Annotated in this window: 19 protein-coding genes; 10 read left to right on the top strand and 9 right to left on the bottom strand. The window is 71.5% G+C overall.

The genetic code is table 11. The features are described from left to right. Positions 1 to 33: 33 nt before the first annotated feature. Both LCH29_RS36745 and LCH29_RS36740 read right to left on the bottom strand, forming a co-directional pair. The gene (locus tag LCH29_RS36745) at positions 34 to 987 is read right to left on the bottom strand and encodes an aminoglycoside phosphotransferase family protein (protein ID WP_446466014.1); all 954 of its coding nucleotides are present in this window, start codon (positions 985 to 987) and stop codon (positions 34 to 36) included. Continuing rightward, the gene (locus LCH29_RS36740) at positions 984 to 2,240 is read right to left on the bottom strand and encodes an MFS transporter (protein WP_446466013.1); all 1,257 of its coding nucleotides are present in this window, start codon (positions 2,238 to 2,240) and stop codon (positions 984 to 986) included. The genes LCH29_RS36745 and LCH29_RS36740 overlap by 4 nt, the downstream gene beginning before the upstream one ends. Positions 2,241 to 2,312: 72 nt before the next feature. Here LCH29_RS36740 and LCH29_RS36735 point away from each other — a divergent pair, with 72 nt between their 5' ends. The 8 genes from LCH29_RS36735 to LCH29_RS36700 all read left to right on the top strand — a co-directional run bounded on the left by LCH29_RS36735 (position 2,313) and on the right by LCH29_RS36700 (position 12,739). Beyond that, positions 2,313 to 3,071 carry a DeoR/GlpR family DNA-binding transcription regulator gene (locus LCH29_RS36735; protein ID WP_446466012.1) on the top strand — a complete coding sequence of 253 codons (759 nt, stop codon included), beginning with the start codon at positions 2,313 to 2,315 and terminating at the stop codon, positions 3,069 to 3,071. A 221-nt stretch (positions 3,072 to 3,292) separates the two neighbouring features. Beyond that, on the top strand, positions 3,293 to 3,448 hold the full coding sequence (locus LCH29_RS36730; RefSeq protein ID WP_246096865.1) for a hypothetical protein: 156 nt from the start codon (positions 3,293 to 3,295) through the stop codon (positions 3,446 to 3,448). A gap of 39 nt (positions 3,449 to 3,487) precedes the next feature. Next, positions 3,488 to 5,089, top strand: coding sequence for a penicillin-binding transpeptidase domain-containing protein (locus LCH29_RS36725; RefSeq protein WP_446466011.1), 1,602 nt, complete (start codon positions 3,488 to 3,490; stop codon positions 5,087 to 5,089). A 159-nt stretch (positions 5,090 to 5,248) separates the two neighbouring features. Beyond that, the gene (locus LCH29_RS36720; protein WP_446466010.1) at positions 5,249 to 6,496 is read left to right on the top strand and encodes an ROK family protein; all 1,248 of its coding nucleotides are present in this window, start codon (positions 5,249 to 5,251) and stop codon (positions 6,494 to 6,496) included. A gap of 185 nt (positions 6,497 to 6,681) precedes the next feature. Then, the gene (locus LCH29_RS36715) at positions 6,682 to 7,938 is read left to right on the top strand and encodes an ABC transporter substrate-binding protein (protein WP_446466009.1); all 1,257 of its coding nucleotides are present in this window, start codon (positions 6,682 to 6,684) and stop codon (positions 7,936 to 7,938) included. Between the two features lie 20 nt (positions 7,939 to 7,958). After that, positions 7,959 to 8,939 carry a carbohydrate ABC transporter permease gene (locus LCH29_RS36710; RefSeq protein WP_446466008.1) on the top strand — a complete coding sequence of 327 codons (981 nt, stop codon included), beginning with the start codon at positions 7,959 to 7,961 and terminating at the stop codon, positions 8,937 to 8,939. Then, complete coding sequence (locus tag LCH29_RS36705) at positions 8,936 to 9,808, top strand: carbohydrate ABC transporter permease (protein WP_446466007.1); 873 nt, start codon at positions 8,936 to 8,938, stop codon at positions 9,806 to 9,808. The genes LCH29_RS36710 and LCH29_RS36705 overlap by 4 nt, the downstream gene beginning before the upstream one ends. A gap of 12 nt (positions 9,809 to 9,820) precedes the next feature. Beyond that, positions 9,821 to 12,739: a glycoside hydrolase family 2 TIM barrel-domain containing protein gene (locus tag LCH29_RS36700; protein ID WP_446466006.1), complete on the top strand. Its 2,919-nt coding sequence runs from the start codon at positions 9,821 to 9,823 to the stop codon at positions 12,737 to 12,739. Between the two features lie 11 nt (positions 12,740 to 12,750). Here LCH29_RS36700 and LCH29_RS36695 read toward each other — a convergent pair whose 3' ends face one another. From LCH29_RS36695 to LCH29_RS36680, 4 genes are read right to left on the bottom strand one after another with little or no spacing between them, the layout of a single operon-like run. After that, positions 12,751 to 13,503 carry an amino acid ABC transporter ATP-binding protein gene (locus LCH29_RS36695; RefSeq protein ID WP_446466005.1) on the bottom strand — a complete coding sequence of 251 codons (753 nt, stop codon included), beginning with the start codon at positions 13,501 to 13,503 and terminating at the stop codon, positions 12,751 to 12,753. A gap of 17 nt (positions 13,504 to 13,520) precedes the next feature. Next, complete coding sequence (locus LCH29_RS36690) at positions 13,521 to 14,171, bottom strand: amino acid ABC transporter permease (RefSeq protein ID WP_446466004.1); 651 nt, start codon at positions 14,169 to 14,171, stop codon at positions 13,521 to 13,523. Then, the gene (locus tag LCH29_RS36685; RefSeq protein WP_246096863.1) at positions 14,171 to 14,911 is read right to left on the bottom strand and encodes an amino acid ABC transporter permease; all 741 of its coding nucleotides are present in this window, start codon (positions 14,909 to 14,911) and stop codon (positions 14,171 to 14,173) included. The genes LCH29_RS36690 and LCH29_RS36685 overlap by 1 nt, the downstream gene beginning before the upstream one ends. Positions 14,912 to 14,960: 49 nt before the next feature. After that, the gene (locus LCH29_RS36680) at positions 14,961 to 15,800 is read right to left on the bottom strand and encodes an ABC transporter substrate-binding protein (protein ID WP_446466003.1); all 840 of its coding nucleotides are present in this window, start codon (positions 15,798 to 15,800) and stop codon (positions 14,961 to 14,963) included. A 217-nt stretch (positions 15,801 to 16,017) separates the two neighbouring features. On the opposite strand from LCH29_RS36680, the gene LCH29_RS36675 reads away from it, so the two are divergent. Together LCH29_RS36675 and LCH29_RS36670 are read left to right on the top strand one after the other, a co-directional pair. Next, on the top strand, positions 16,018 to 16,860 hold the full coding sequence (locus tag LCH29_RS36675) for an IclR family transcriptional regulator (protein WP_446466002.1): 843 nt from the start codon (positions 16,018 to 16,020) through the stop codon (positions 16,858 to 16,860). Positions 16,861 to 16,897: 37 nt separating this feature from the next. Further along, a complete protein-coding gene (locus LCH29_RS36670; protein ID WP_446466001.1) occupies positions 16,898 to 17,692 on the top strand; it encodes a maleylpyruvate isomerase family mycothiol-dependent enzyme in 795 nt (264 codons plus the stop codon). On the opposite strand, the gene LCH29_RS36665 is transcribed toward LCH29_RS36670, so the two are convergent. From LCH29_RS36665 to LCH29_RS36655, 3 genes are all read right to left on the bottom strand, one after another. Then, positions 17,679 to 19,595 (bottom strand): DUF2264 domain-containing protein, encoded by a 1,917-nt coding sequence (locus LCH29_RS36665; protein ID WP_446466000.1) that lies wholly within the window; start codon positions 19,593 to 19,595, stop codon positions 17,679 to 17,681. The genes LCH29_RS36670 and LCH29_RS36665 overlap by 14 nt on opposite strands. A 98-nt stretch (positions 19,596 to 19,693) precedes the next feature. Further along, the gene (locus LCH29_RS36660) at positions 19,694 to 20,743 is read right to left on the bottom strand and encodes a rhamnogalacturonan acetylesterase (RefSeq protein WP_446465999.1); all 1,050 of its coding nucleotides are present in this window, start codon (positions 20,741 to 20,743) and stop codon (positions 19,694 to 19,696) included. A gap of 155 nt (positions 20,744 to 20,898) precedes the next feature. Next, entirely contained in the window at positions 20,899 to 21,354 is a 456-nt protein-coding gene (locus tag LCH29_RS36655) for a peroxiredoxin (protein ID WP_446465998.1), read from the bottom strand. Between the last annotated feature and the right edge of the window lie 48 nt (positions 21,355 to 21,402).

Below are 21,402 nucleotides of genomic sequence, written 5' to 3'. Positions count from 1 at the left end.
ACTTCCCCCGCCACTTCCTCACCGTCGCTACCGTTACGCCGACCTCTGCCGCAACACGCGCATTCGGCGCCCCGTCCGCACACGCCAGCACGATGCGCGACCTCGGCGCTCGTCCAGCACCGCCCGGATCACGTGGCGGGCGTTGCGCGCCATCGCTGGGTTCGATCCCCGGTGGTCCGGCAGGGCGATCAGGGCCTGGGAGAGGGTGCGGGCGCGGCCGCGGATCCAAGTCGCGTCGTCCACGGCCAGCGCCTCGCGGAAGACATCCCGGGCAGCCGAAGGCAGCAGGTTCCACGCCGGGAACAGGTCGCAGGCCGGGTCGCCCACGCCCATGCAGCCGAAGTCGATCACCGCGGCCAGCCTGCCACTCCCGTCCACCAGCAGGTTGCCCGGCATCAGGTCGGCGTGCAGCCATACCGGCGGGCCGTCCCAGTCCGGGGTCCGCAGGGCGTCGTCCCAGATGGCGGTTACGGCGTCGCAGTCAATGCCCTCCTCCGGGATGGCGCGGAGTTGCTCGATCGCCGCTCGGGTCTCCACGTCGAGCGTGGCGAGAGGGCCTCCGCGGTAGGCCCTCGGGGCGTCCGGCAGGGAGACACCGCGCATCGCGGCCACGAACCCGGCCAGGTCCTTGGCCAGCAGCAACGGCTCGCGAAGCGCGTCCTCCTCGGGGTTCTCCCCCGCCAGCCAGCGGTGCACCGACCACGGCCAGGGGTATCCCTCGGCGGGCTCCCCGGTGCCGAACACCTCGGGGATGGCCGCGGGCAGCAGGGGCGCGAGGCGGGGCAGCCAGCGCTGCTCGGTCGCCACGTCCGAGGCTCCGCCCGCCACCAGCGGCAGCCGTACGGCCATGGCGTCACCCAGCCGGTAGACGGCGTTGACGGTGCCGCCGGACGGGAACCGTACGACGTCCAGCCCCGCCCATTGCGGGAACTGTCCGGCGATCAGCCGCCGTACGAGGGTGTCGTCGACGAGGGGCACTGGGCTCATGGGGCACTATCCGACCCCCGTACGGCCACGGGGGCAACCGTTTTTCCGGGTCGCGGTTCCGGCGCCGGGGTCCGCAGGATGCCCGCCGCGCACGCGGCGATCACGCAGAAGGCGACGGGGAGGAAAAAGGTGAGGTTGAGCGGCACGAGGCCGGTCAGGGGGCCGATGACGGCGGGGCCCGCGAGCATGCCGAGGTAGCCGAGACCGGCGACGCGGGAGACATTGGCTCCGGCGGTGGACTGGTCGGTGTGGCCCGCGGCGCTGAAGAGCTGGGGGACGCAGCCGGAGAGTCCGGCGCCGAACACGGTCCAGCCGAGCAGCGCCAGGGGGATCCAGGGCGAGAGCGCGGCCGCGGTCATGCCGAGGGCGGCCGCGGAGGCGCCGTAGCGGAGGATGGCCACCGGGCCGACCCGGGCGGCCACGCGGTCGGCGAGCAGGCGGCCGGTGGTCATGGCGGTGGCGAAGGCTCCGAAGGCGAGGGCGGCGGTGGCGTCGGGCGCGTCCAGGACGTTGCGCAGATGGAGCACGCTCCAGTCGTTGGCCACGCCCTCGCACAGCATGATCATCAGCGCCAGGGCGGCCAGCGCCCAGATGCGGCGGGGCGTCCGGTACCGGGGCTTCGGGGCAGGGACGTCAACACCCGGCCCAGGGACGGGACGCAGCAGTGCGCGGGACGCCGCCGCCGTGACGGCGAGGCCGAGGGCCGCCGCCGCGGTCAGGGTCGCCGCGGGGCTCCAGCCCCAGCCGAGGGTGCGGGCGCCGACGAGCGAGGCGAGGACACCGCCGAGGGAGAAGGTGGCGTGGAAGGCGGACATGACGGGCCGCCCGTAGCCGCGTTCGACCTGGACGGCATGGGCGTTCATGCTGACGTCCAGGCAGCCGTTGCCCACCCCGAGCACCAGCAGTGCCGCCCCCAGCGTCCAGGCGTTGGTGGCCAGGCCCGGCAGGATCAGGGTGGCGCTGCACAGCGCCGCGCCGAGCGGTACGACGACGCGGGCGCCGAAACGGTCGGTGAGGGGGCCCGCGATCTGCATGGCCGCGAAGGCTCCCGCGCCGAGGAGGAGAAGGAGCCAGCCGAACAGGGCGTGGCCGGTGCCCGCGCGGTGTTCGATGCCGGGGATGTGGACGATCCACATCCCCATGAGGAAGCCGTTCAGGGCGAAGTAGGTGAAGGTGGCCAGCCGGGCGGCCCGCAGCGAACTCGCTGCGTTCTCCGCACTCTCCATGGTCTCCGTGCTCTCCGTACTCTCCATGCCTCGAACGTAGCGAACAAGCTACGCGTTCGAAAGATTGCCTTTCGAACACCAAACATGTTCAATCACACCATGGCAGGCACAGATCGACTGAGGCAGATCACCGAGGCCGTACGGAGCGCGGGCCGCGTCGGAGTCGCCGAACTGGCCGCCCTCACCGGCGCTTCGGAGATGACCATCCGGCGCGACCTGGAGGTGCTGGCCGCACAGGGCGTCCTGGAGCGCTACCGGGGTGGGGCGAGGAGCCTGCTGCTGCGCGGCGAGGAGCCGCCGTTCGCGCTGCGCGCCCAGGAGGGGCTGGACGCCAAGCGGCGCATCGCCGCGGAGGTCGCGGGGCTGATCGCCGACGGGGAGTCCGTCGCCCTCGACAGCGGCACCACCTGCCTGGAGGTGGCCCGGGCGCTGGAGCGCCGCCGACTGACCGTGATGCCGCTGTCCCTGCACGCGGTGAACGCGCTGGCCGGAGCACCGCAGCTGACGCTGCTGGTGCCCGGCGGGCGGCCCCGGCAGGGCGAGTTGGCGCTGACCGGCCCGCTGACCCAGGCGTCGCTGGCCGCGCTGCGCTTCGACACCGCGGTCATCGGCTGCTGCGGGCTGACCGCCGCGGACGGACTGACCGCCTACGACCTGGACGACGCGGCCGTGAAGCGCGCCGCCATCGCCTCGTCCCGCCGCGTGATCGCCGTCGCGGACGGCGCCAAACTCACCCACACCGCCTTGGCGTTCGTCACAGCCGCTTCCGGCCTGGACGCGGTCGTCACGGACGAGACGGCGCCGGACGAGGAGAGGGACCGACTGACCGCGGCCGGGGTGGCCGTACGGACGACGTAGGCACGGGGCACTGACCTGCGGCGATGCCGTTCGCCGGGGCACCGCGGAGCCGGGGCATATGCCAGACCGCGCGAGGGGGAAGACCCGTACGGCGGATGCGTTGTTCCTCACATACCGGGGGTAACAGGCCAGTTGAGAGGTTTGGGCCACAGCGATTGTCAGTGCCTGCCCCTACTCTATTGGTCATGCGTCCGACTCCTACTCCCCAGAGCCCTGCCTTAGTGACCACTTCCACCGACCAGGCCAACGAGGCGATCCGCGTGTTTCTGCGGGCCCGGGCCGGGCGGGCTCTGCGGCCTGCCGAGCGGGCGGAGTACGGGCGGCTGCTCGGGGTGTACACGCGGGCGCTGCGCGGTGAGATGGAGCAGGCGGCCTGATAAGCGGGGCGCCGACCACACCTGGGGGCGGGCGACGCCATGCGTACAGCGGGGAGAGTCGTACTCGGTACGGCGTTAGCGGGGTTCATCGGAGTTGCGGGAATCGGGGGGTACAACCTCTACACGGGGGTGACGGGCGGCAGCGGACCGTCGGTTCCGGACGGCGCGGTGACGCCGGCCGAAGTCAAGGAGACGGCACGGGAGTTCCTGACCGCGTGGGCGGACCAGAACGATCTGCGGGCCGCCGCGTTCACCAACGACGCCCAGAGCGCGGGCACCGCGCTGAGCCGCTACCGCGAGGACGGCCGGGTCGAGAAGGTGACGCTCACGGCGAGCGACGCCGACAGCGCCACGGTGCCGTTCCGGGTCAAGGCGGAGATCGTCTTCGGGAAGACCCGTTCGACCTGGACGTACGACTCGGCACTGACCGTCGTGCGGGGCCGGACCACGGGGAAGCCGCTGGTGGACTGGAAACCGGCGGTCCTCCACCCGAAGCTGACGACCGGTGAAACGTTGCAGACGGGCATGGCGGACGATCAGCCGGTCCGGGTGCTGGACCGGACCGGCACGGTGGTGAAGCAGGGCCGCTATCCGTCCCTCGACCCGGTGCTGAACGCGCTGCGGGAGAGATACGGCGCCAAGTCCGGTGGCGCGGCCCGGGTCGAGGTGGCGGCGGTCAAGGCCGACGGGACGGCCGGGCCGACGCTGCACGTGGTGGCCAAGGGCAGACCGGGGAGCCTGCGTACGACGCTGGATCAGAAGGTGCAGCGGCGCGCGGAGTCGGCCGTGGGTGAGCGGGCCGGGGCGTCCGTGGTGGCGCTCAAGCCCAGCACCGGGGAGATCCTCGCGGTGGCCAACTCGGACAAGGCCGAGTTCAACGCCGCGTTACAGGGGCAGACCGCGCCCGGGTCGACGTTCAAGATAATCACCGCCGCCGCGCTGCTGGAGTCGGGCAAGGTGACGCCCGCGCAGCGGGTGCCGTGCCCGAAGACGGCGGCGTACGCGCAGGGCATGACGTTCCACAACGTCGAGGACAGCGAGAACCCGAGCGCCACCTTCGCGGAGGACTTCGCTGCCTCCTGCAACACCGCGTTCGTCTCGCTCGCGGGCTCCCTACCCGACGCCGGGGTGGCGGAGGAGGCACGGGCGGTGTTCGGGATCGGGCTGGACTGGCAGGTGGGGGTCACGACGTTCGACGGCTCGGTGCCGACGGAGGGCGGGGACGGCAAGGCCGCGGCGGTCATCGGGCAGGGCACGGTGCAGATGAACCCGCTGACCATGGCGTCGGTGGCGGCCACCGCGCGGACGGGCGCCTTCAAGCAGCCGGTGCTGGTGCCGCCGTCGGTGGACGACCGCAGGATCGCCACCAGCGAGCGGGCCCTGAGCCCGGCGGCCGTACAGCAGCTGAAGGGCATGATGCGGCTGACGGCGACGAGCGGCACCGCCCGAGCGGCGATGGCCGGGCTCGGCGGCGACGTCGGAGCCAAGACCGGCTCGGCTGAGATCGACGGTCAGGTGAAGACCAACGCCTGGTTCACGGCCTACCGGGACGACGTGGCCGCGGCCGCCGTGGTCACGGCGGGCGGACACGGGGGCGACGCCGCCGGGCCCGTCGTACGGCAGGTGCTCGACGCCCGCTGAGGATCCAGGGGCCGAAACCACCACTCAACGCGATACGCCGGGGTCACCCCTCAGCCCCGACGCTTCGTACAAGGGTTGTGCGAAGGGGTTGTCTATGGTCTGGCGCACACTCTAGCCTGGCGCGGCATCAGCCGAGAGAGCCACGGAGGGGATTCCGGCGTGAAGCGCACATCCCGCGACATCCGCACCGCCAACCGCTACGGGGTACTGCGCCACATCGTCGCCGAATCCCCGGTGTCCCGGCAGGAGGTGGCCGCGGCGACCGGGCTGAGCCTGGCCACGGTCGCCAATCTCGTCGGCGAGCTGCTGGAGCTGGGCATGCTGGTCGAGGTCGGGTACGAGGACTCCGACGGCGGCCGCCCGCGCGGGCTGGTCGCCGTCAACTCCTCCGGAGGCGCGCTGATCGGGGTGGACGTCGCGGAGACGTACGTCCATGTCGAGCTGTTCGACCTCGCCCTGACCGTCCTCGCCCGCGCCGACCAGGAGTTGCGCCCGGAGCGTCCGGAGGAGAACGACCCGACCAAGGTGGTGGGACACATCGCCGCCGCCGTGGCGTCCGTGGTCGGGCAGGCGGAGATCGCGCCCGACCGGGTGCTGGGCGTGGGCATCAGCATGCCCGGGCAGGTGGACCGGGAGGGCGGGGTGTCGGTGTTCGCGCCCAACTGGGACTGGCACGACGTACCGCTGCTGCGGATGCTGGCCGACCACATCCCGTACCCCCTGTACCTCGACAACCCGCTGCGCGCGTGCACGGTGGCCGAGCAGTGGTTCGGCGCGGCGCGCGGGCGGGGGGACGCGGTGGTGGTGAACCTCGGTACGGGCGTGGGCGCCGGGCTCGCGCTCGGCGGGGCGCTGCACCGCGGGGTCAGCAACAGCGCCGGCGAGTGGGGGCACACCACCCTCATCCTGGACGGCCGGCCGTGCCACTGCGGCAACCGCGGCTGTGTGGAGACGTACGTCGGCGCGCCGGGCATCATGCGGAATCTGCGCGAACTGAGCCCGGACAGCCCGCTGTTGCGTGGCGACGACCAGACGGCGACCATCGAGGCCCTGGGGCGGGGCCTGGCGGACGGGGACCCGGTGGCCGCCCAGGTGGTCCGGGACACCGCCCGCTATCTCGGGGCGGGCCTCGCCGACCTGATCAATCTGCTCAACCCGGAAGTGATCGTGCTCAGCAGCTGGGTCGCGGCCGCGCTGGGCGAAGGGCTGCTGGCGGAGGTGCGCGAGGCGGTGGCGGGGCGCGCGCTGCGTCGTCCGCTGGCGAGCACCGAGATCGTACTGTGCCCGATCCCGTCGAACCCGGTGAGCCTCGGGGCGGCGACCTTCGTGCTGGAGGGTTCGCTGTCGTCCGTCGGGCTGAAGCACCGCCGTCCGACGGCCGCGAGGACGCGCGGCACCTCCTCGTAACGGGGGCGTGGGAGCGTTCCCATTCCCCTGGTCGTTCGAACCCTCGAACCGCCCCACACGTCGTGCCACCCACTTCGTCCAACCCCTTGCCGAAGTCTTCGTCTATGGCTAACGTCCCGCTGCACCAACGCACTTGGCCGTGCACCCGTGATCGTGATCCGAGACAAGGACGTCACATGTCGGCAATGAACAGAGCCAGGGATGCCAGGGACTGGGACCGCCGCAGCGTGCTGCGCGCCGTCGGCGGGATGGCCGCTCTGGGCGCACTCGCCGCCTGCGGTTCGAACACCGGCCGCTCCGGCGGCGGTGGCAAGTCGATCAAGCAGATGTACCACGCGTACGGGGAGCCGGGCACCCAGCAGGCCGCCAAGAAGTTCGCCGACGCGTACGACAAGGCGAAGGTCACCATCGAATGGGTGCCGGGTGAGTACGAATCCAAGCTGGCGACCTCGCTGCTGGGTTCGGGCCGCCCGGACGTCTTCGAATACCACCCCGATCTGCAATTGGTGCGCTCGAAGCAGATCGTCCCGCTCGACGACATCATCGCCGACGTCAAGGACGACTTCCTGCCGGAGGACATCACGGCGAATTCCGTGGACGGAAAGATCTACGGAATCCGCATGATCGACGACCCGCAGTTCTTCTTCTACCGCAAGTCCCTCTTCGAGGATGCCGGGGTCAAGCCGCCGACGACGTTCGACGAACTCATCGACATCGCACACAAACTGACCAAGGGCAAGGTCAAGGGGCTGTACATCGGCCAGAACCTGAAGACCATCAGCAAGCCGCTCGTCTGGTCCAACGGCACCCATTACCTCACCGAGGACCACAAGATCGCCTACCACACCGAGGAGTTGGAGGAGACCCTCACCAAGGCGCGGGAGCTGTACACGAGCAAGTCGCTGCTGCTGGGCGCCCCGACCGAGACCTGGGACCCGACCAGCTTCGTCCAGGGGCTGTGCGCGATCCAGTGGTGCGGGATATGGGCGATACCGGCGATCCAGAAGGCGTTCGGCGACGACTTCGGAATCTTCCCGTTCCCCAAGTCCGGGAAGAACGGCCGCCCGGTGGTCTACAACGGCGGCTGGTCCACCTACGTCTCCGCCAAGGCCAAGGACGTCGACGGGGCCAAGGAATTCGTCAAGTGGCTGTGGATCGAGCAGAAGAAGTACCAGCAGGAATGGGCGCTGGACTACGGGTTCCACATTCCCGCGCGCAAGAGCATCGCCGCCGGTGCGGACAAGCTCAAGAGCGGGGTCGCGGCCGAGGCGGTCGAGCTGTTCAACCGCCACGGAATCTTCGACGACCCGTACTGGACGGAGGGCATGTTCAACATCGTGCTCGACGCGGTGGTCAGCTCGGTACGCGACAGCAAGAATCCCGCGGCCGAACTCGACAAGGCCGACAAGAAGGTCGAGCGCGACCTGAAGAAGCTTCGTTAGGGCGGGCGTCCGGAACCGACATGGCCACCACCACACCCACCCAGAGCGCCGCCCCCGCGCGGCCCCGCAAGGCGGCCCCCGCCGGGCGGCGGCTGCGCGGACTCGGCGGCAGCCGCGGCCGCACCCTCAACTTCTGGCTGTTCACCGGCCCGTTCCTCATCGGGCTGATCGTCTTCGTCTACGTACCGATCGGCTGGAGCCTCTGGCTCAGCCTGCACAACGCGAAGGGCACCGTCGCCCCCACCGAGTTCGTCGGCCTCGGCAACTACGCCGACATGCTCGGCGACGGCGACTTCGTGGACAGCCTGATCAACTTCACGGTCTTCGCCGCGATCATCGTCCCGATCACCTACGCGTTCTCCCTCGCCCTCGCGCTGCTGGTGCACCGCATCCGCTTCATGAAGGCGTTCTTCCGCTCGGTGTTCTTCCTGCCGACCGCGTGCAGCTTCGTCGTGGCCTCGCTGGTCTGGAAGATGTCGATGTTCAACGGGCTGCACTACGGCCTGGTCAACACCGCCTTAAGCTGGTTCGGCGTCGACTCCGTCGCCTGGCTCGCCTCGCCCCATCCGCCCTGGTACTGGCTGGTGCTCTGCACCGCCCGGCTGTGGCTCCAGTGCGGGTTCTACATGATCCTGTTCCTGGCCGCGCTCCAGAACATCCCGCGCGAGCTGTACGAGGCGGCGGCCGTCGACGGCGCCAAGTCCGGCTGGCAGACGTTCCGCCACATCACCCTGCCGCAACTGCGCGCCACCTCGGTCGCGGTCGTCCTGCTGCTGCTCATCGCGGCGTACCAGGCGTTCGACGAGTTCTACAACATCCTGGACGAGGGCCGCGCCACCTGGGGCCGCCCGCCGCTGGTCGAGCTGTACCTCCAGGCACTCGGCGCCAACCAGGACTACGGGCACGCCAGCGCGGGCGCCCTCATCCTCGCCCTGCTCATCGCCATGGTCACCCTGGCCCAGGGCAAGTTCCTCGGCTTCGGAAGGGGTGACGACAAATGACCGCAACGGCGCCCAGCCCCCTGCGAGGCAAGCAGCGCACCGCGCGCTCCGTCATGAGCAGCACCGGGCTGTACGTCGCGCTCGGCGTCGCGACGGTGCTGTTCCTCGTCCCCTTCTATCTGATCGTCCGCAACGCCCTGTCCTCCGACGCGGACATCACCGGCGAGGACTGGGCGTTCTTCCCCACCGACCTCCAGTGGGGGAACGTCAAGGAGCTGTTCGACGACCCCTCCGTCCCCTTCGCCCGGGCGCTGTGGAACTCCACCGTGGTGGCCGTGCTGCACACCCTGGGCACGCTGCTGGTGTGCTCGCTGGCCGGATACGGACTGGCGCGCATCCCGTACAAGCACGCCAACAAGGTGCTGTACACCGTCCTGTTCACCCTCATGGTCCCGGCGGCCGTGACCTTCGTGCCGAGCTATGTCCTGGTCTCGTCGCTCGGCTGGGTCTCCTCGCTGCGCGGTCTGATCATCCCCGGCCTGTTCAGCGGTTTCACCGCGTTCCTCTTCCGCCAGTACTTCCTGGGCTTCCCCAAGGAGCTGGAGGAGGCGGCCCGGGTGGACGGGCTGGGCTACTGGGGGGCGTACTGGCGCATCGTGGTGCCCAATTCGCTCAACTTCTTCGCGGCGATCTCGGTCATCACGTTCATCAGCGGCTGGAACGCCTTCCTGTGGCCCCTGGTGATCGGCCAGGATCAGAACTCGTGGACCGTGCAGGTCGCGCTGTCCTCGTACATGACCGCCCAGACGATCAACATCCACCTGATCTTCATGGCAACGGCCGTATCGATCCTGCCACTTGTGCTCGTCTTCGTGTTCCTCCAGCGCTGGCTCGTGCAGGGTGTGGCACAGACCGGTATCAAGGGCTGACCGAGGAGAACGATGAACTCCACGCAGCACACGCCGCTTCCCTACTACGAGGACGTCTCCCCCGGCACCGGATGCCTGCCGCCGCGCGCCTGGGCCCCCGGCTCCGACGCCGCCCGGCTGAGCCTCGGCGGCACCTGGGCGTTCCGGCTGTCGCCGACCGCGGCCACCGAGGACGACTCCTTCGCCCGCCCCGGCTACGACGCCTCCGGCTGGGGCGAGATGCCGGTGCCCGCGCACTGGGTGCTGCACGGCCACGGCGCGCCGATCTACACCAACGTGAACTATCCGTTCCCGGTGGACCCGCCGCGCGTGCCCACCGAGAACCCGACCGGTGACCATCTGCGCGTCTTCGACCTGCCCGGCGACTGGCCGGCGGACGGGGAGGCGGTGCTGCGCTTCGAGGGCGTCGAGTCCTGCGCCCGGGTCTGGCTCAACGGGGAGGAGCTGGGCACCTTCAAGGGCAGCCGGCTGCCGCACGAGTTCGCGGTCGCGGGGCTGCTGAAGCCGTCGGGGAACGTGCTGGCGGTGCGCGTGCACCAGTGGTCCTCCGGCAGCTATCTGGAGGACCAGGACCAGTGGTGGCTGCCGGGGATCTTCCGCGAGGTGACGCTGCTGCACCGCCCCGCGGGCGCCGTGGCCGACTTCTTCGTACACGCCTCGTACGACCACGTGAGCGGCGCGGGCACGCTGCGGGTCGACGCCGGGCCGGGCGGCGGCCGGGTCACCGTGCCCGAGCTGGGTCTCGACCTGGCGACCGGGGAGAGCGCCACCGTCGCCGTCGAGCCGTGGACGGCGGAGACGCCGCGGCTGTACGAGGGCACGCTGACCACCGGGGGCGAGACGATCGCGCTGCGGATCGGCTTCCGCACGGTCCTGGTCGAGGACGGGGTGTTCAAGGTCAACGGCCGGAGGGTGCTGTTCCGGGGCGTGAACCGGCACGAGTTCCACCCGGAGACCGGCCGCGCGCTGGACCTGGCGACGATGCGCCGCGATCTGGAGCTGATGAAGCGGCACAACATCAACGCCGTGCGCACCAGCCACTATCCGCCGCACCCCGCCTTCCTCGACCTGTGCGACGAGCTGGGGCTGTGGGTCATCGACGAATGTGACCTGGAGACCCATGGCTTCGTCGACCTCGACTGGCGGAACAACCCGGTCGACGACGACCGCTGGACCCCCGCGCTGCTCGACCGGGCCGCCCGGATGGTCGAGCGCGACAAGAATCACCCGTCCATCGTGATGTGGTCGCTCGGCAACGAGTGCGGCACGGGCCGCGGGCTGTCCGCGATGGCCGATTGGATCCGGGAGCGCGACCCGTCCCGGGTGATCCACTACGAGGGCGATCTGTCCTGCGCCGACACCGGGATCTACTCCCGGATGTACGCGCCGCACGAGGAGGTCGCGCAGATCGGCGCCCGTACGGAGGCGCCCTGGGGCGACCCCGCGCTGGACGCGCGGCGGCGGGAGCTGCCGTTCATCCAGTGCGAGTACGCGCACGCCATGGGCAACGGTCCTGGCGGACTGAGCGAGTACCAGCGGCTGTTCGCGTCGCACGAACGGCTCCAGGGCGGGTTCGTGTGGGAGTGGATCGACCACGGCTTCGCCCGGCACACGCCGAACGGCACACGCTACTACGCGTACGGCGGCGACTTCGGCGAGGAGCTGCACGACGGCAACTTCGTCTGCGACGGGCTCCTCTTCCCCGACCGCACCCCGTCCCCGGGGCTGGTCGAGTACAAGAAGGTCATCGAGCCGGTGCGGATCGAGGGCGACGGGGCCGCCGGGACGGTCCGGATCACCAACGGCCACGACTTCACCGACCTGTCCCATCTCGCCTTCACCTGGGCGTACGAGGCCGAGGGCGTGGCGGTCGGGTCCGGCGAGCTGACGGTGCCACCGCTGGCCCCCGGCCAGTCCGCCGACCTCAAGCTGCCCGCGCCCACGGCCACCGCGCCGGGCGACGAGACCCGCTGGACGGTCGAAGCGCGGCTCGCCGCGGCCACGGCGTGGGGCGAGGCGGGGCATGTGGTGGCCTGGGCGCAGCTGCCCGGCTCAGCGGCCGCCGCGCCCGCCTCCGCTGCGGCCACGGCGGCGCCGCGCCACGGCGGGGACCGGATCGTCCTCGGCCCGGGCACGTTCGACGCCGCCACCGGCACCCTGACCGACCTCGGCGGGCTCACCCTCACCGGCCCCCGGCTCGACCTCTGGCGGGCCCCCACCGACAACGACAACGGCGCGTCCTGGCAGCCCGACGAGCGCTACGGGCTGATCTGGCGGCAGCTGGGCCTGCACCGGCTCCAGCACCGGGTCGACGCGGTGGAGCTCGCGGACCGGGAGCTGACCGTCCGTACCCGGGTCGCCCCGGCGGCGACCGACGTCGGGCTGACGGCGGTCTACCGCTGGACGGCGGACGGGGACCGGCTGCGGCTGGCCGTCTCCGTCACCCCGCTCGGCGCGTGGACCTGCCCGCTGCCCCGGCTGGGCGTACGGCTCGGGGTGCCCGCCGCGCTGGGCGCCGCGGAGTGGTTCGGCGGCGGCCCCGGCGAGGCGTACCCGGACACCCGGGCCGCCTCCCGGCTGGGGCGCTGGGCGCTGTCGGTGGACGACATGCAGACGCCGTACGTGCGGCCGCAGGAGAACGGGGCGCGGGCCGATGTGCGCTGGGCGCGGCTGACCGCCCCGGACGGCACGGGCCTGCGCATCGAGGGCCACCCGCCGTTCTGGTTCACCGCGCGCCGCTGGACCACGGAGCAGCTGGACGCGGCCGAGCACACCCCGGACCTGGTCGCGTCGCCCGACACGGTGTGGGTCAACCTCGACCACGGCCAGCAGGGCATCGGCAGCCAGTCCTGCGGTCCTGGGGTGCTGGAGCCGCACCGGCTGCTGGTGGCCCCGGCGGAGTTCTCGTTCACCTTCGCCCCGCTGGGCTGATCCGACCCCTCTTAGGTGTCCAGCACCCGGTGCAGGAACTGCTGGGTGCGGGCCTCGGCCGGACTGCCGAAGACGCGCTCGGGCGTGCCCTGTTCGAGGACGACACCGCCGTCCATGAAGACCACGTGGTCGGCGGTGTCCCGGGCGAACCGCATCTCGTGGGTGACGACCACCATGGTCATGCCCTCGTCGGCCAGGGACCGCATGACGCCGGTGACCTCGCCGACCAGCTCCGGGTCGAGGGCGGAGGTGGGTTCGTCGAAGAACATGACGGCGGGGTCCATGGCGAGCGCGCGGGCGATCGCCACGCGCTGCTGCTGGCCGCCGGACAGCTGGGCCGGGTAGGCGTCCGCCTTGTCGGCGAGCCCGACTCGGGCCAGCACCTCCCGACCCCGCTCCTCGGCCGCCTTACGGCTGATCTTGCGCACCTTGAGCAGCGCGAGGGTCACATTGCCCAGCGCGGTGCGGTGCGGGAACAGGTTGAACTGCTGGAAGACCATGCCGACGTGGCCGAAGATCTCGGGTGCGCGCTTGCGGTCGTGCAGCGGGACTCCGTTGACCCAGACCTCTCCGCGGTCGGCGCGTTCCAGGTCGCACATGATCCTCAGCAGGGTGCTCTTGCCGGAGCCGCTGGCCCCGATGAGCACCACGACCTCGCCGGAGCCGACCTCGATGTCGACGCCCTTGAGGACCTCCAGGTCGCCGAAGCGCTTGTGCACGCCGGACAGGGCGACCTGGGCGGTGGTGGGCGGGGTCCGTTCCATGGGGGACTTGGTGATCATCAGGCGGTCACGGCCTTTCTCTCCATGCGCCGGACGACGACCGACAGCGGGGAACAGATGACGAAGTACAGGACGGCGATGGCCAGGTACGCCATGCCCGGGTGCCCGTCCCGGTCCACGATGGCCTGCCCCTCGCGGAGCAGTTCGGCGTAGCCGATGACGACGGCGATCGAGGTGTCCTTGACGAGCGAGAGGTACTGGCCCACCAGCGGGGGCAGCACGATGGCCCGGGTCTGGGGCAGGATCACCGACCCGAAGGTCTGGGTGCGGGACAGACCCAGGACCCGCGCCGCCTCCCACTGGCCGCGCGGGACGGCCTCGATGCCGGAGCGGAAGATCTCCGCGACGTAGGCGCCCTGGAAGAGGGTGAGCGCGAGCAGGGCGGCGCCGAAGACGGAGATGCTCCCGATGCCCAGGTAGGCGGCGCCGAAGTAGATGAAGAGCATCTGGACCAGCAGCGGGGTGCCCCGGAAGACCTCCAGGTAGCAGCGGGCCAGCTGGGCCAGGACGGGGATCCGGCTGGTGCGGATGGCCGCGATGACCAGGCCGAGCAGGGTGCAGGCGGCGATGGCCGCGGCGGACAGCAGGACGGTGGACCACAGCCCGGAGGCGTACAGGTCGCGGTTGGACCACAGGACCGACCAGTCCATCACGCCTCCTTGCGGATCAGGACGAGACGGCGGGCCGCGGTCCGCAGACCCGCCAGGACCGACTGGTGGGGGCGGATCGGGCGCAGCGGCGGTTTGAAGGCCGCGCGGCCGATCAGTTCCGCCACCAGCACGACCACGTTGGTGAGCACCAGGTAGAGCACGGCGGCGATGCCGAACACCTGGATGGTGAGCAGATTGCGGGAGTTGATCACCATGGCGGTGCCGGTGAGTTCGGGCACGGAGATGGCCGAGAGCAGCGACGAGCCCAGGATGATCTGGACGAGCTGGTTGATCACGGCCGGGTAGACGTTGCGCAGCGCCTGCGGGAGCACGACGTGCAGGAAGGTACGGAAGGGGCTGAGGGCGAGCACGCGGGACGCCTCGCGCTGGCCGCTCGGGACGGCCTGGATCCCGGCCCGGAAGATCTCGGTGAGGTACGCGCCGACGTTGACGCCGAGCGCCGCGATGCCCGCCTGGACGGGGCTGAGCCGCAGCCCGGCCGAGGGCAGGGCGAAGTAGGCGACGAACATCTGTAGCAGCACCGGGGTGTTGCGGATGACCTCGACGTACACGGCGGCCGGGGCGCGGACCAGGGCGTGGCGCGACCGGCGGGCGAGGGCGCCGAGCAGCCCGAGGGCGCAGGCGAGGACGAAGGCGGCGAGGGACAGCTTCAGGGTCAGCCAGGCCGCGCCGAGGTAGGTGGGCCAGTCCTGGAGGGCGTACGTCCAGTCGGCGAACATGGGGTTCCTCCACGGGGGGCGGCGGCGGGGTGCCGCCGCCCGGCTGGGCTCAGTAGGACGGGTTGAGCGGGTAGACCGGCTTGACGCCGAACCACTTCTTGTAGAGGGCCGCGCTCTGGCCGGAGGTGTTGAACTCCCGCAGCCAGGTGTTGATCCACTGGAGCCAGTCGGGGTCGCCCTGGCCCACGCCGATCGCGTTGTACTCCAGCGGTACGACGGACACCTTGGTGACCTTGAGGGAGGGGTCGCTCTTGGCCTGGTAGTTGAGGAAGTTGGAGTCCTCGACCATGGCGTCGGCCTGGCCCTGCTTGACCGCGAGCACGGCGGCCGCGGAGGTGTCGTACTCCTGGATCTGCGCCTTCGGGTTGCCCTCCTTCACGGCGGCACCGTTGGTGGAGCCCTTGGTGACCGCCACCTTCTTGCCCGAGAGGTCCTTCAGGCTCGCGATGGCGCTGGACTTCTTCACCATCAGCACCTCACCGGCGACGATGTACGGATCGCTGAAGGCGACCTGCTTGGCGCGCTCGGCGGTGGTGGTGAAGTTGCAGACCACGGCGTCGACCTTGTGCGTGCGCAGATTGGGGATGCGGTTGGCGGAGGTGGTGTCGACGATCTTCGCCTTGACGCCGAGCGCCTTGGCCATGGCCTTGGCGACATCGACGTCGAAGCCCTGGGGCTTGTTGCCCTTGTCGGTCGAGCCGAAGGGCGGGAACGTCAGACAGCTGGCCACCCGCAGCGTGCCGCTGCGGGTCACCTTCTGGAGGGTGGAGTCCTGCGCGCGGGAGGCCGGGCTCTGGCTGGAGGAGCAGGCGGCGAGCAGGGACGTGGCGGCGAGGGCGCTCACGGAGATCGCGGCCATTCTTCGGGCGTGAAGGCGTCGTCGTCCCATGGCGGGACTCCCTTCGGGGTTGAAAAAGAGCGGGACGGATCATCGAGGCCGCGATCGGCGATGACCGTCGGGCTCTGGGGATTCTGCAATGCAGAATCGAATTCCGTATTGGGTGCGCACAAGCTAACCGAGCCGGTCAAGGCCGTCAATGGTTGATTTCGAATTCCGGCATCCGATGCTGCTATGCAAAAACGCGGAGGTCGGCTACCTTCCCGGCATGACTTCTCGGCCGGACACCGCCCACGGCGGTCAGGACGACCGCCCCGCCGGGACCGGCGCTGGGCGCAACACCTCGTCGTCGCTGCGCCGGGCGCTGTCCATCGTGATGTTCCTGGCCGAGGACAGCGGCCATCCGCGCGGCGCGACCCTCACCGACCTGGCCGCGGGCCTGGGCCTGAGCAAGAGCACCATCCTGCGGCTGCTGGCACCGCTGCGGGAGGTGCGCCTGGTGGACCAGGACGCCGAGAACGGGCGCTATCGACTCGGTCCGCAGAACGCGTTCCTCGGCCAAGTCTATTTGGAGCGGCTGGACTTCCGCGAAGCCGCTGCCCCACATCTGCATGAACTCGTCGACGGCATAGGGGAAACGGTCCACTTGGTGGTCTTCGATCCACCGGAGATCGTGTACATCGACAAGGTGGAAAGCCCCCAGCCGGTGCGCATGCATTCACGCATCGGCAGCCGCCAGCCCGCGTATTGCACCGCCGTCGGAAAGGCGTTCCTCGCCTACGCCTCCCCCGCCGTGGTGGACCAGGTGATCGCGCGGGGCATGCCGCCCCGCACCCCGGCCACCATCACCACCGCCGGGTGGCTGCGCGCCGAGCTGGCCGCGGTGCGGGAGCGCGGGTACGCGATCGACGACGTGGAGAACGAGAGGGAGATCCGCTGCGTCGCGGCGCCGGTATTCGACCACAGCGGGGCGGTCGCCACCGCCATCAGCGTCTCCGGCCCCGCCTCCCGCGTCACCCGGGACCGTGTCGCCGAGATCGGCGAAACCCTCCTCGCCTCGACCCGGGCCCTGTCCGAACGCCTCGGCGGAACGCTGCCGCCCGCGCCGTAACCGACCCGTTGTCGGTGGTGACCTCTACCGTGCTGTCATGACTCTCCTGAGCTTTGACCGCATGTGTGCCGAGATCGTCACGCAGACGGGGCTGCTGACGCCCCGTATCGAGGGCGCGGACCTGACGGTGCCGGTGCCGTCCTGCCCCGGCTGGAACGTGGGGCAGCTGCTGCGGCACCTCGGCGGCGGCCAGCGCTGGGCGGCGGAGATGGTGCGGACGCGGGCCGCCGAGACCCTGCCCGACGAGCACTTCCGCGATCTCGCCCCGTACGCGGCCGAGGATCCGGCGGTGGTCGGCCCGTGGCTGGCCGAGAGCGCGGCGGAGCTGGCGGAGGCGCTGCGCGAGGCCGGGCCCGGCGCGCCGGTGTGGGTGCCGGTGCCCGGGGCGGATACGGCGGCGTTCTACGCACGCCGGTTCACTCATGAGACGGTGATGCACCGGGCCGACGCGACCCTGGCCCTCGGCGCGGAGTTCACCCTCGTCCAGGACGTGGCGCTCGACGCCCTGGACGAGTGGATGGAACTGGGCTCGCTGCCCTTCCACTTCGACGTCCACCCCTGGATGCGCGAGCTGCTCGGCCCCGGCCGCACGCTCCATCTGCACGCCACCGACGCCGCGCCGGAGGCGGTGGCGGAGTGGGTCGTCGACCTCACCGGGGAAGCCATCACCTGGCGCCGGGCGCACGAGAAGTGCGCCGTCGCGGTGCGGGGGCCGCTGACGGAGCTGCTGCTGCTCGTCTACAAGCGGCGCCCCGCGCACGGCGGGCGCGTCGAGGTCCTCGGCGACGCGAAGCTGCTCGACTTCTGGCTGGAGCGGGTCAGCTTCGGTTGACCGGTGCCGGGATCGCCGGGGCGACCCGTACCGCCTGCTCCGACAGATGGGCGCGGTAGGCGGCGCCGTCCCACCAGGCGACCCGGACCTCGTAGCCGCCGTCGGCGGGCGCCACGTCCACGCGGGCCAGCGTCTCCAGCGGGGCCGGATCCGGTTCGGCCGTCAGCCGGGCCAGGCAGACGAACAAGTCACCGGCCGCGCCGCCGGTGGTCTCGCCGGTGAGGGCGGGAGCGACGGCACGGCCGGAGAAGGCCGTGGCGGCGGCGGGCAGCGGATCCGCGGTCAGCAGGCCGTGCAGCGGCAGGAGTTCGGAGCGCAGGGCCTCGTCCGGGGCCGCCCAGCCGGTCTGGCGTACGGGGTGGCCCGGGGCCGCCCCCGCCACCAGGTGGACGCGGACCTCCGCCGCGCCGTGCACCAGCACCAGGCTGGTGATCCGGACCTCGTCCGGCCGCTCCTCCCCCACCACCCGGGCGTGATGGCGGGAGGCCGCCCAGCCGTCCCCCGCGCCCAGGGGCTCCAGCCGGGTCCGCAGGGAGACCCGGTCGCCGCTCAGCAGGCCGAAGTGGTTGTCGGGCGCGGCGCCGTACGGGACGGGGCCGGTGGCCGTGGAATAGGCGAGCCGCGCGTAGTACGGGTCGTCCTGATCGGGGTCGCCGGGCGGGGGGAGGTGTTCGCTGCCGTGGTTGTGGAGGCGCACCAGGCCGTCGGCGGTGGTGGACTGGAGCAGCCAGTTCGGTCCGGACACGGCGCGGGTGACGTCGGCGCCCGCGGTGGCGGGGCCCGGCTCCTCGCGGGCCGTCCACACCTCGTGCCCCTCCGGGAGCAGCAGCCCGAGGAAGCCCTTGGCGGCCCAGTAGGGGGACGCGGGGCCGGAGTAGGGCTGGACCAGGCCCTCGTAGCGGCCGTGCCAGCCCAGCGACAACAGCCCGTCGTCCGAGGCCGCGCCCCGGTCGAGGAAGTAGCGCAGGGCGCCGGAGGCGAGGCGGCGGGTGGTGCCGGGGGCGAGCGGGGTGTGCCCGGTGAGGGCGCCCAGCCACAGCGGGGCGGCGACCGCGAAGCGGTAGATCAGCGAGCGGCCCTGGTGGAGCGGGGCGCCGTCGCCGCCGAAGAGGTGGGCGTAATCGGTGAGGTGGGCGGCCAGCCGCTGCCCGTAGCGGGCGAGCCGCTCGGTGTCGCCGGACAGCCAGGCGTCGAGGGCCGGATAGAGGTGCAGGGCCCAGCCGTTGTAGTAGTCGAAGGCGCGGTTCGCGCCGTCGCTGTACCAGCCGTCGCCGGTGTACCAGGGCTCGATGCGCGCGAGGCCCCGGTCGACGGCGGCGCGGGCGGCGTCCGTTTCCACGTCCGCCTCGGCGAGGAAGCCGCCGACGGCCACCGGGAACAGCTCCCAGTTGGTGGGCACGGGGGTGGCGGTGAGCGCGTCCGTGAGCCAGGCGCCGACGCGCCGGCGCACGCCGTCGTCCAGCCGGTCCCACAGCCAGGGCCGGGTGATTCGCAGCCCGAGCGCGATCGAGGCGGATTCGACCAGCGGCTGGCTGCGGTCGGCGATCCGGGGCCAGTCCTCGGGTCCGTCGCCGCCGGGCCGCCGGGTGCCGGTTGCGAAGCCGTCCGCGTACCGCTCCAGGAGGCCGTGCGGGTCCGCGCCGCGCGCGCCCGCGACGCGGAAGGCGGCGAGCAGGAAGGTGCGGGCGAATCCTTCGAGTCCGTCGGAGCGGGCGCCCGACCAGCTGGGCCGGTGGCCCGGCAGCTGGTAGAGGGCCCGGCCGGGGGTGGCGTACGGGGTGACGGCGGCGAGCAGCCCGTCGGCGGCGGCCTCCCAGTGGGCCCGGGTCCAGCCGGTGTACGGGCTGGTGGCACGGTCCTCGGCCGGCAGCGGGAAGGGGTGGGTCACCTGTGGGTGGGTCACCGGTGGGTGGCTCCTCTGGGCGTGGCTTCTCTGAGTGCGGCTTCTCTGGGCGTGGCTCTGGGCGTGGCTTCGGTGGGCGTGGCCTGGCTGCGTGTGCGTCACCGGATCACCCCGCCGGGGACCAGACGCTGCGCACGCAGTTCGCCGAGCACGAGCCGGGCGAACTCGGTGGCGCCGTGGGCGGAGGTGTGGGTGTTGTCGCGGGCCTCGTCGTAGAGGTACAGCGCCTTGGAGCCCTCGGGGCCGAGCTGTTCCACCAGCTGCCGGGTGAGGGCGGTGAGGTCGATGAGGGGGACGTGCCGTTCGGCGGCGAGGGCGCGCATCTCGGCAGGCAGGTTCACGCCGAGGCCGTTGATGTGCAGGGCGGTGCCGTTGTCGAGGGTGCCGTCGTCGTTGAACCAGCGGCGCACGATGGGCGTGACGAGGACGGGCTTGCCGCCGCGCGCCCGCACCCCGTCGAGCAGCGCGGTGAGGTTGGCGCGGTAGTCGGCGGCGGTCGTCTGCTTGTCGTTGTGGGCGAACTGGACGAGGACGGTGTCGCCCTTGCGGATCAGCGGACGCATGGCGGGGAAGAGCCGGGGGTCGGCGAGGAAGGAACCGGAACCCTCGCCGGAGTCGGCGTAGTTGGCGACCGAGAGACCGCCGCGGAAGAACTGCGGAAGCTGCTGCCCCCAGCCCGTGTACGGGGCGGCGATCTGGTCGCAGGCGGTCGAGTCCCCGGCGAGGAAGAGCTGCGTACGGCGGCTTGCGGTGACCCGCAGATCGGCGAGGCGGGGCGCGTCGCCGCCGAAGGAGAGGTCGAGCCCGGGCGATCCGCTCGGCCCGGTCGGCTCTCCTTCCGGCTCGCGCACATTGACGGTGAACGTCCTCGTCAGCCGTTGCCGGGCGGCGGTCGGCGTCGCGGGCAGCAGCGTGCGCCGCGACTCGGCGGTCACGGCGGTGCTTCCGGCGTCGGCGCCGCCGAGGACTGCCGTGACGTCGTACGTCCCCGGGGCGATGTCGAAGTGGCAGGTGATGGGGGCGGCGCCGGTGCAGTTCGGGAGGGCGTGGCCGGGGCGGTGGCCGGAGGTCCCGGCCCATGCCGGGGCGCCGGGCAGCAGGGTGAGGCAGGCGGTGGCGGCCAGCAGTGCGGTACCGGCGCGTCTCATGGAGGCTCCTCAGCTCGGCGCGTGCGGCATGGCGGGGCGTACTACGGTCGGCCGGATGACCTTACGCCGCGCGGCAAGCGCTTGCTAGAGGTGTCACCAAGGTTTGCGGGGCGGCACAACGCACCGCCCCCGCAAGTGTTTTCGCGCCTGGTTCGCTACGCGGCCCGGCGCCGGAGCGCGTCCAGCGCCCGGTCCGCGTGGACCCCCATCCGGAACTCGCTCTTGACGACTTCCAGCACCCGGCGGTCGGTGTCGATCACAAAGGTGACCCGCTTGGTCGGTACGGCCGCGATGCCGCGCTTCACCCCGAACCGCTCCCGTACCGTCCCCTCCGGATCCGACAGCAGCGGATAGCCGAAGGAGTACGCGCGGGCGAACTCCGCCTGCTTTTCGACCGCGTCGGCGCTGATGCCGACCGGTTCGGCGCCCAGCTCCCTGAACTCCGCCGCGATGTCACGGAAGTGGCAGGCCTGCTTCGTGCAGCCGGGCGTGAAGGCCGCCGGGTAGAAGAACAGCACCACCGGGCCGTTCTTCAGCAGTCCGCTCAGGGTGCGGGTGTCGCCGCTCTCGTCGGGAAGTTCGAAGTCCTCGACCACATCACCGATGTCCATGAGGATCAAGCTATACGGCCGGACCGCCGCCCCGTGGGACGATGCGCG

This window comes from Streptomyces sp. BRA346, assembly GCF_052851135.1.
The sequence above is the reverse complement of the archived record's forward strand: the minus strand, read 5'-3'. Positions and strand labels throughout refer to the sequence as shown.

Excerpts from the sequence above, each read along its gene's own strand:
- LCH29_RS36745 (WP_446466014.1), bottom strand. The coding sequence starts at position 987 with ATGAGCCCAGTGCCCCTCGTCGACGACACCCTCGTACGGCGGCTGATC.
- LCH29_RS36740 (WP_446466013.1), bottom strand. The coding sequence starts at position 2,240 with ATGGAGAGTACGGAGAGCACGGAGACCATGGAGAGTGCGGAGAACGCA.
- LCH29_RS36735 (WP_446466012.1), top strand. The coding sequence starts at position 2,313 with ATGGCAGGCACAGATCGACTGAGGCAGATCACCGAGGCCGTACGGAGC.
- LCH29_RS36725 (WP_446466011.1), top strand. The coding sequence starts at position 3,488 with ATGCGTACAGCGGGGAGAGTCGTACTCGGTACGGCGTTAGCGGGGTTC.
- LCH29_RS36715 (WP_446466009.1), top strand. The coding sequence starts at position 6,682 with ATGAACAGAGCCAGGGATGCCAGGGACTGGGACCGCCGCAGCGTGCTG.
- LCH29_RS36710 (WP_446466008.1), top strand. The coding sequence starts at position 7,959 with ATGGCCACCACCACACCCACCCAGAGCGCCGCCCCCGCGCGGCCCCGC.
- LCH29_RS36705 (WP_446466007.1), top strand. The coding sequence starts at position 8,936 with ATGACCGCAACGGCGCCCAGCCCCCTGCGAGGCAAGCAGCGCACCGCG.
- LCH29_RS36700 (WP_446466006.1), top strand. The coding sequence starts at position 9,821 with ATGAACTCCACGCAGCACACGCCGCTTCCCTACTACGAGGACGTCTCC.
- LCH29_RS36695 (WP_446466005.1), bottom strand. The coding sequence starts at position 13,503 with ATGGAACGGACCCCGCCCACCACCGCCCAGGTCGCCCTGTCCGGCGTG.
- LCH29_RS36690 (WP_446466004.1), bottom strand. The coding sequence starts at position 14,171 with ATGGACTGGTCGGTCCTGTGGTCCAACCGCGACCTGTACGCCTCCGGG.
- LCH29_RS36685 (WP_246096863.1), bottom strand. The coding sequence starts at position 14,911 with ATGTTCGCCGACTGGACGTACGCCCTCCAGGACTGGCCCACCTACCTC.
- LCH29_RS36680 (WP_446466003.1), bottom strand. The coding sequence starts at position 15,800 with ATGGGACGACGACGCCTTCACGCCCGAAGAATGGCCGCGATCTCCGTG.
- LCH29_RS36675 (WP_446466002.1), top strand. The coding sequence starts at position 16,018 with ATGACTTCTCGGCCGGACACCGCCCACGGCGGTCAGGACGACCGCCCC.
- LCH29_RS36670 (WP_446466001.1), top strand. The coding sequence starts at position 16,898 with ATGACTCTCCTGAGCTTTGACCGCATGTGTGCCGAGATCGTCACGCAG.
- LCH29_RS36660 (WP_446465999.1), bottom strand. The coding sequence starts at position 20,743 with ATGAGACGCGCCGGTACCGCACTGCTGGCCGCCACCGCCTGCCTCACC.
- LCH29_RS36655 (WP_446465998.1), bottom strand. The coding sequence starts at position 21,354 with ATGGACATCGGTGATGTGGTCGAGGACTTCGAACTTCCCGACGAGAGC.